We start from the raw sequence: 8,271 nt of genomic DNA, 5'->3' as shown, positions 1-8,271 counted from the left end.
CATCTAGTAGCCGTCCGCTTTTGGCACTGGGCTGACTGTCATATTTGCTTGAATCCAGAGTAGCAAGAGTATCAGCTTATATGGGCTGTTTAATAGCATATAACGCAATAAAGGTAATCGCTTTTACTGATTCGCTTATTGAACCCGATAAAACAATTAGTTAAAGTACTCCCGCCATTGGCAAAATCCAGTGGTAAGGTTTCGCAGCCTTGTTTAGAGTCATCCACTGGTAGGAAGTTTCTACCAGTGCGTCTGCTATCGCCCTTTCAATGGTGATTCAGGCGGGGGAGGCTTCGGCCTCGCCGGATGATGACTCCCGGTACTGCGAACCCTGCCTTGAATCACCACCATCAATTTTCTCAATTAATGGAAGGGGTAGCAGGAATGAATAACGTTAGAAATGACTGGCATCAAGCCGATATTATTGCTGCATTACGTAAACGTGGTACAACGCTTGCCGCAGTCTCCCGTGAAGCGGGACTCAGTTCTTCTACATTAGCAAATGTGTTATCACGCCCTTGGCCTAAAGGGGAATGGATCGTTGCTAATTATCTCAATATTCATCCATCTGAAATCTGGCCTAGCCGTTATTTTGATATGAACGGTAATCTTATAGAGCGCAAAGTTCGCAATAAATCAGCAAAATAATTATTCTAATACCGAAAAACATCAGGGAAATAGTCACCTCGTCTAATTACTCGCTGTGTTATTGGCTTTGATGAGGTGGCACAATGGGTTAGCCGTCACTACAAACATTCAATAAAACTCCCGCCGAAATTCGTAGCAACCTGTCTCGTAAAGTCAGAACGCTCAACGTACTGACCTCGTTTTGTTGATCACAAATTCACTCTTACTTCTTTCTTTTCTTCCACATTGTTCTTATCTTATGTTTTGTTTATAGGTTTGTTCAGCGTTCAATGTATAAACAATTGTATAAACAAACAAAAGTTAATCTCGTTATAAACAATAATTATTTAAACAATATCAAATGGTTATACTTTAATTATGAATATACCTAATATATATCAAGTTAAAAATTTTTTCCTCTCATTACAGGATCACCTCTGCAAGCAACTGGAACAACTTGATGGTCAGTCAACCTTCATGGAAGACGGCTGGCAACGAGAAGAAGGGGGTGGCGGACGAAGCCGAGTGTTAACCAAAGGTAAGGTTTTTGAACAAGCTGGCGTGAACTTCTCACATATCACTGGGGCTTCAATGCCCGCTTCTGCCACAGCTCATCGTCCAGAATTAGCAGGACGCAGTTATCAGGCCATGGGGATTTCTCTGGTCATTCATCCCATTAATCCCTATGTCCCAACTAGCCATGCCAATGTGCGTTTCTTTATTGCGGAAAAAGAGGGCGAGCCTCCTGTATGGTGGTTTGGCGGTGGTTTTGATCTCACGCCTTATTATGGTTTCGAAGAAGATGCAATTCATTGGCATACCGTTGCCAAAAATTTATGTCAACCGTTTGGTGATGATATTTATCCCAAATATAAAAAATGGTGTGATGATTACTTTTTTATTAAACACCGAAATGAACCGCGTGGTATTGGTGGTTTATTTTATGATGATTTAAATACGCCTGATTTTGATACCTGCTTTACTTTTACGCAAGCTGTCGGAAATGGATTTTTATCTGCCTATTTGCCTATTGTAGAACGAAGAAAAGATATTGCCTGGGGCGATCGTGAAAGACAGTTCCAGTTATATCGCCGAAGCCGCTATGTTGAATTCAATCTTGTTTGGGACAGGGGAACTCTCTTTGGCCTGCAAAGCGGTGGAAGAACTGAATCAATATTAATGTCTATGCCCCCATTGGTACGTTGGGAATATGGTTATTCTCCAAAAGCCGATTCTCCTGAATCTGAATTATATACTGCATTTCTGATAAAAAAAGATTGGGTATGAGAGTTCCTTACTCCTCGCGTTGCGAGGAGTAAGGAAGTAATCGGCAATGTTGAAATGTTATCTATCATAATACTGATAAAAACATTTGTTATTTTTCATTAGCAATACCCTGCCATAAAAAGTCAATACTCACACTAATGACTCGCCTATTAATTACAGCTAGTATGCAATCCGGGCCTGAAAAAAACGAATACAACATCTAACAACAAAACAGGGTATTATTATGAGCAATAATAAAATCAACATATACAGCTTAATTCCTCCATTTGTTCTGGAGCATATCTCTGATGATTGTGATACATGTACTAATCAATATGTATTAAAGACATTAGATCATGTTTATCAATTGATGAATGCGCCTGCTGAAGAAATGATTTCTCAACAGGAAATGAAAAAAGAGGAGAGTGATAAACTGCATCGCACTATCTATGATGCCAAAAATAAAGAGAATTTCCCTGGGGAAGAATTATCTCGCAGCGAAGGTATGCCAGAGCGTTCAGATACTTCTGTTAATGAGGCTTATGAGTATATCGGTAAGACTCATGAATTCTATAAGAAAGTATTTGGCCGTAATTCTCTTGATAATAAAGGAATAAAGTTAGTTGCTACAGTACATTATGGAAAAAATTATCTGAACGCATTCTGGACCAGAAAACAAATGGTATTTGGTGATGGTGATGGAAAGTATTTCAATCGTTTTACCTCCGCCATTGATATTATCGCTCATGAGTTGACTCATGGTGTTGTCGAAAGCGAAGCCAGTCTGGATTATGTCTACCAATCTGGGGCACTTAATGAATCCATCTCAGATGTATTTGGCATTATGGTAAAACAGTATGTCAATAACCAAACCGTTGATGAATCCAATTGGTTGTTAGGCCAAGGTTTACTGGGACCAAAATTTAATCCAGAGAATAAGCCAGAGGTTGCTTTACGTACCTTTATTAACCCCGGAAAAGCATTTTCCGGAGATAAACAAGTCGGTCATATGGATCAATATGAAGATCTTCCCTTCTTCGTTGATAATGGAGGAGTTCATATATACTCAGGGATTCCTAACAGAGCATTTTATTTAGTGGCGATGGAGTTGGGAGGATATGCCTGGGAAAAAGCAGGAAAAATCTGGTATGAAACGCTACTAGATAAGCGCCTGTCTTCAGATGCCGATTTTGAGGACTTCGCCAAACTGACGATTGATAATGCGGAGAAGTTATTCAACAAGCAAACATCAGACATTATGAGTAATGGTTGGGAAGAAGTTGGCGTTCTACTTTCCAAAAAATAATTAATTTAATATTAATAAAATATTGATTTACATTTTAATCAGTAACATTAAGATAATTCTAAAATAAATAATAAAGGGTTAAGGACGGCCCTTTATTATAATTTATAAGTTAATACGCAAAAATCCAACAAAAACACCTTCCATAAGTAGAAAACATCATCATTTAGATTAATAATTAATTAAGGGCCCTAGAAATAAAAATATGTATAGCACCTAAAAAGCGGGGTATTATTATGCGCAACCATCAAGACAAATTAAATAAATCCGGTATTATTCCACCCTCTTTATTAGAATATGTTGTTAAAATTTGTGGCCAAATCGATAAAGCGTACATACTAAAGACATTAGATCATGTTTATAATCTAATGAACAACCCTGCTGAAATGGAAATTTCAATTCATGGATATCAGCCAGGTTTTGATAACAAATTAAACAGGACGATTTATAATGCTAAATATCATGATCACTATCCAGGGGAAAAATTAATTTTAAGTGAAGGTATGACTACGATCGATGATATCGCTGCCACTGAAGCCTATAACTATCTGGGTAAAACATATGAGTTTTACAAGGAAATTTTTGGCCGTAATTCAATTGATAACCACGGTCTTAAATTAGTTGCTACTGTCCATTATCAAAAAAATTATATGAATGCATTTTGGGATAACAATCAAATGGTTTTCGGTGATGGCTATGCTCCCTATTTTAATCGTTTCACATCCTGCATTGATATTACTGCGCATGAACTCACTCATGGGGTAACTGAAAGTGAAGCAAGTCTTGATTATGCCTATCAATCGGGGGCATTGAACGAATCGATCTCAGATGTATTCGGCATTATGGTGAAGCAATACGCGAACAATCAAAAGTCCAACGAATCTGATTGGTTGATCGGCCAAGGGCTATTTGGCCCGGCACTTAATCCAGACAATGATCCTAATGTTGCCTTACGCTCATTCAAAAATCCCGGAACGGCAAACCCAAAAGATAATCAGGTCGGCCATATGGACCAATATCAAGATTTATCCGTCAGAGATGATAACGGCGGTGTTCACAAATATTCTGGCATTCCCAACAAGGCATTCTATTTATTAGCAACAGAGTTAGGCGGGTATTCGTGGGAGCAAGCCGGGAAAATTTGGTACAATACGTTATTGGATAAACGATTATCCCATAAAGCCAGTTTTAATGATTTTGCACAACTCACTGTTGATAATGCCAAGACGCTATTTGGTAAGAAAATTTCAGCGATCGTGACGCATTCATGGAAACAAGTCGGAACCTTGCTCTAACAGCAGTCATGACTGTTTAATTATTAAAGACCAGGGACGGTCTTAATTATTTTTTCCTCTCCTCTATTTCATCAAATTACTCACCTTACGCCTGCATATCTATGCTCGTCGTACTTCAACATCCATTTATTATCTTCCCGTGGCGAGGGAGACAATAAGCTGTTTTCGTTTTGCGAGCTGCTACTTGAAGTTTATAGGGTATATACCATAAAAAATTTACATTTTTAGTAGTGACTAACATGGTTAGTTTGGCTACTATTTGCAGTAGACCAAATATACACCAACATACAAAACAGGGCACGACTATGTGTAACAATAAAGTAAGAAAACAAAATATAATCCCCCCCTATTTATTGGAGTATATTGCAGAAACCTGTGATGCCAATGATAAAGAGTATGTATTGAAAACATTAGATCATGTAAATAAACTAATGAAGCAATCAACCAAAGAAGCACCCTTAAATTCTGAAGATGATCCTTTATTATATAAAAATAAAAAAATGTCTGAACCAGAAGGGAGCTGTCCCTTCTCAGGGAAATAAGTTTTTTGGGAAACGGTCTTTTAAATAAATCTTGTTCTAGGGAAACCTTATTTTAAGTAAATCTTCTTTTAAGAAAACCTTGATTTAAGGAAATAGTTTCACGAAAAATTATGTTTAAAAATAAATTGCACCAATAAAATGAGTCATGAGTACTCAAGACGCTAAAAACAGATTTAACCAAAGCATAGCGTTACTCACTGATTTACATGCTCTTTGAGATAATCAAGAAGCAGAAAATTTAAATTAATAAAATTAGGTATACAATAACAACATTGATCACAGAGTTATTGATAAACTTAAAAAATTTGCCAAATGCTTTCTCGTTATAGAGTTAAATTATTCTTTAGAAACAGAAACAAATAAAAAATCATTGGCTCATTATTTAAAATAATAAAGGGCTAAAAAAGCCCTTTATTTATACCCGTATTTTTTTTAACGATTAACGTTTTTTCAGATGTTCCATTAAACGCTTACGTTTACGGAGCTGAGTTGCTGTTAAGGTATTTTTCTTACCTGCATAAGGGTTAGCCCCTTCTTTAAATTGGATACGAATAGGTGTTCCCATTACCTTCAAAGAACGGCGGAAATAATTCATCAAGAAACGCTTATAGGAATCCGGTAAGTCACTCACCTGGTTACCGTGGATAACCACAATAGGTGGATTATATCCCCCCGCATGGGCATATTTCATTTTCACTCTGCGGCCGCGGATCATCGGTGGCTGATGATCATCTTCTGCCATGTGCATGATACGGGTCAATAAGGAAGTGCTGACGCGACGGGTTGCGCTTTCATAGGCTTCCAGAATTGACTCAAATAAATTACCAACACCACTACCATGTAATGCAGAAATAAAATGAACACGGGCAAAATCAACAAAGCCCAAACGCAGATCAAGCATATCTTTAACGTGATCTTTATCTTCCTGACTCATCCCATCCCATTTATTGACGGCGATGACCAGAGAACGGCCACTGTTAAGAATAAAGCCAAGCAGGGAGAGATCTTGATCAGAAATACCTTCACGCGCATCCACTACCAGCAATACCACATTGGCATCTTCAATCGCCTGAAGCGTTTTAATCACGGAGAATTTTTCAACGGTTTCAGTGACTTTTCCGCGCTTACGAACGCCCGCGGTATCAATCAAAATATATTCACGGCCATCACGCTCCATCGGAATATAGATGCTGTCGCGGGTTGTACCCGGCATATCATAAACGACAACACGCTCTTCACCCAAAATGCGGTTGGTTAATGTGGATTTACCCACATTGGGGCGGCCAACAATCGCAAGTTTCAGAGGCAAGGAGCTAGGATCAAAGGCTTCTTCCTCTTCTTCTTGTTCAGCCGCGTCCAATTCGACCTGTTCTATTTCTGCCCAATAAGCGGCGTTAGCCTCTTCTTCGGTTAATTCGACTTCTTCCGTCTCTTCTTTATCAGAAAACGGCAACAACACACGCTCAATCAGTTGTGTCACACCACGGCCGTGAGAAGCAGCGATGGAATAAATATCCCCCAGACCCAGTGAATAAAATTCAGCTACCGAGGTATCAATATCGATACCATCAGTTTTATTCGCCACCAAAAAAGTGGCTTTTTCACGGCTACGCAGGTGCTTGGCAATCGCATGGTCAGCAGGCATCAGCCCCGATCTGGCGTCAACCATAAACAGGACAATATCCGCCTCTTCTATGGCCATAAGAGATTGCGTAGCCATATGTGTTTCTACGCCCTCTTCCGTACCATCGATACCGCCCGTATCAATGATAATGAATTCCTGCCCTTCAACCTCTGCCCGTCCATATTTACGATCACGGGTTAAGCCAGGGAAATCCGCAACCAGCGCATCTCTGGTTCGGGTTAATCGGTTAAATAAGGTGGATTTTCCAACATTGGGGCGCCCAACCAGCGCAACGACAGGTATCATTTTTTGATGCCTCATAACTAGATTTGATACTAATAAAGACGAAACGGCCCCTGTTACTGTTCAGGGGCCGTATAGTTTTGTGTTAGTACTGTATTATTACATACAGCGTTAAAACACGTTCTGGAATTAGCGGGTATACAGGTAAACCGTCCCGTCCTTCGCTTGTACCATCAGTTTATCGCTGGCAACAACCGGGCGACTCAGCAGGCCGGAACCATCAACCTTATGCTGTGCCACAAACTTGCCATCAGACATATTCAACCAATGCAGGTAACCTTCCCCATCACCAACAACCAGATAGCCATTATACATTTCTGGGGCTGTCAGGTTACGGTGTGAGAGATCATTTTGCGACCATAATGTCACACCATCACTCTTACGCAGGGACAAAATATGGTCGTTTTGATCAACAATGAAAATATTGCTGTCAGTGACCACCATATCATTCACCGATCCGAGATCACGTTTCCAGATGATCTGCCCGGAACGCATATCCATTGCCACCAAATTGCCGTTATAAGCAATGGCGTAAATCACATTGTCAGAAACGACCGGCGTCATATCGACATCATTCAGGCGATCGATTTCGGTAGAACCGGTGACCTGAGAAATACGCTGCTGCCAAATCAGTTGCCCCTGAGACAGCAGAACAGCACTGATGCGACCATTGTCACCACCAACAATAGCGGCGCCATAGGCCACGGCAGGCGCGGATTCACCACGAACGGATAATGCCGGTGTATCCATGTTAATCGACCAAGCCACACTGCCGTCAGTTTCGTTCAATGCCTGCAACATCCCATTGCCAGTGTGAATCAAGACAAGGGCATCACTCACGACCGGGCGGGACAACGCTTCGCCGGCAACCGTTGATTCCCAGGCAACCTTACCGTTCGCGGTATCCAGTGCAATAACTTTTGCCCTTTCTGTTCCGACATACAGGCGATCACCCGATACTGTCAAACCACCAGAAAGCAGCGCCGGCAAGCGGGATGACAGCAAACCCGCTTTTTCTGACAGATCTGTTGCCCACATCTCTTTGCCGCTGTCGATATCAAAGGCTTTAATCACTCCCTGACGGTCAGCAACATAAACGGTTGAACCCTGCCAGGTCGGTGATAAATGAGAATAATACTGCCCAGTGCCACTCCCAACTGATTTATCCCAAACAATATGCGGTTTGAATTGATTTTCAACCTTCGGCAACGGTGACATTGTTACCGTATCCTGTTCACTTGAACAACCAGCCAGCAGAACAGAAGCAACCAGCCCAACCAAGAGTGTTTTTCGCAGTTGCATTATGAAGTT

7 protein-coding genes are annotated in these 8,271 nt (G+C 40.5%); 5 read left to right on the top strand and 2 right to left on the bottom strand.

The genetic code is table 11. The features are described 5' to 3' along the window. Positions 1 to 384 precede the first annotated feature (384 nt). From PSI15_RS12290 to PSI15_RS12270, 5 genes are all read left to right on the top strand, one after another. A complete protein-coding gene (locus PSI15_RS12290) occupies positions 385 to 648 on the top strand; it encodes a helix-turn-helix domain-containing protein (protein WP_273583777.1) in 264 nt (87 codons plus the stop codon). Between the two features lie 357 nt (positions 649 to 1,005). Continuing rightward, positions 1,006 to 1,914: an oxygen-dependent coproporphyrinogen oxidase gene (hemF, locus tag PSI15_RS12285; RefSeq protein WP_273583776.1), complete on the top strand. Its 909-nt coding sequence runs from the start codon at positions 1,006 to 1,008 to the stop codon at positions 1,912 to 1,914. A 223-nt stretch (positions 1,915 to 2,137) separates the two neighbouring features. Further along, positions 2,138 to 3,199 carry a M4 family metallopeptidase gene (locus PSI15_RS12280; protein ID WP_273583775.1) on the top strand — a complete coding sequence of 354 codons (1,062 nt, stop codon included), beginning with the start codon at positions 2,138 to 2,140 and terminating at the stop codon, positions 3,197 to 3,199. Between the two features lie 233 nt (positions 3,200 to 3,432). Beyond that, positions 3,433 to 4,491: a M4 family metallopeptidase gene (locus PSI15_RS12275; RefSeq protein WP_273583774.1), complete on the top strand. Its 1,059-nt coding sequence runs from the start codon at positions 3,433 to 3,435 to the stop codon at positions 4,489 to 4,491. A 305-nt stretch (positions 4,492 to 4,796) separates the two neighbouring features. Beyond that, the gene (locus tag PSI15_RS12270) at positions 4,797 to 5,033 is read left to right on the top strand and encodes a protealysin propeptide domain-containing protein (protein WP_045971702.1); all 237 of its coding nucleotides are present in this window, start codon (positions 4,797 to 4,799) and stop codon (positions 5,031 to 5,033) included. Between the two features lie 439 nt (positions 5,034 to 5,472). Here PSI15_RS12270 and der read toward each other — a convergent pair whose 3' ends face one another. Further along, the gene (der, locus tag PSI15_RS12265; RefSeq protein ID WP_273583773.1) at positions 5,473 to 6,963 is read right to left on the bottom strand and encodes a ribosome biogenesis GTPase Der; all 1,491 of its coding nucleotides are present in this window, start codon (positions 6,961 to 6,963) and stop codon (positions 5,473 to 5,475) included. A 126-nt stretch (positions 6,964 to 7,089) separates the two neighbouring features. Continuing rightward, positions 7,090 to 8,262, bottom strand: a complete 1,173-nt coding sequence (gene bamB, locus PSI15_RS12260; protein WP_273583772.1) for an outer membrane protein assembly factor BamB — start codon at positions 8,260 to 8,262, stop codon at positions 7,090 to 7,092. Positions 8,263 to 8,271: the final 9 nt, after the last annotated feature.

The sequence above is a fragment of the Xenorhabdus sp. PR6a genome (assembly GCF_028599065.1).
GTDB classification, from domain to species: Bacteria; Pseudomonadota; Gammaproteobacteria; order Enterobacterales; family Enterobacteriaceae; genus Xenorhabdus; species Xenorhabdus doucetiae.
The sequence above is the reverse complement of the archived record's forward strand: the minus strand, read 5'-3'. Positions and strand labels throughout refer to the sequence as shown.

Excerpts from the sequence above, each read along its gene's own strand:
- bamB (WP_273583772.1), bottom strand. The coding sequence starts at position 8,262 with ATGCAACTGCGAAAAACACTCTTGGTTGGGCTGGTTGCTTCTGTTCTG.
- PSI15_RS12280 (WP_273583775.1), top strand. The coding sequence starts at position 2,138 with ATGAGCAATAATAAAATCAACATATACAGCTTAATTCCTCCATTTGTT.
- PSI15_RS12270 (WP_045971702.1), top strand. The coding sequence starts at position 4,797 with ATGTGTAACAATAAAGTAAGAAAACAAAATATAATCCCCCCCTATTTA.
- der (WP_273583773.1), bottom strand. The coding sequence starts at position 6,963 with ATGATACCTGTCGTTGCGCTGGTTGGGCGCCCCAATGTTGGAAAATCC.
- PSI15_RS12290 (WP_273583777.1), top strand. The coding sequence starts at position 385 with ATGAATAACGTTAGAAATGACTGGCATCAAGCCGATATTATTGCTGCA.
- hemF (WP_273583776.1), top strand. The coding sequence starts at position 1,006 with ATGAATATACCTAATATATATCAAGTTAAAAATTTTTTCCTCTCATTA.
- PSI15_RS12275 (WP_273583774.1), top strand. The coding sequence starts at position 3,433 with ATGCGCAACCATCAAGACAAATTAAATAAATCCGGTATTATTCCACCC.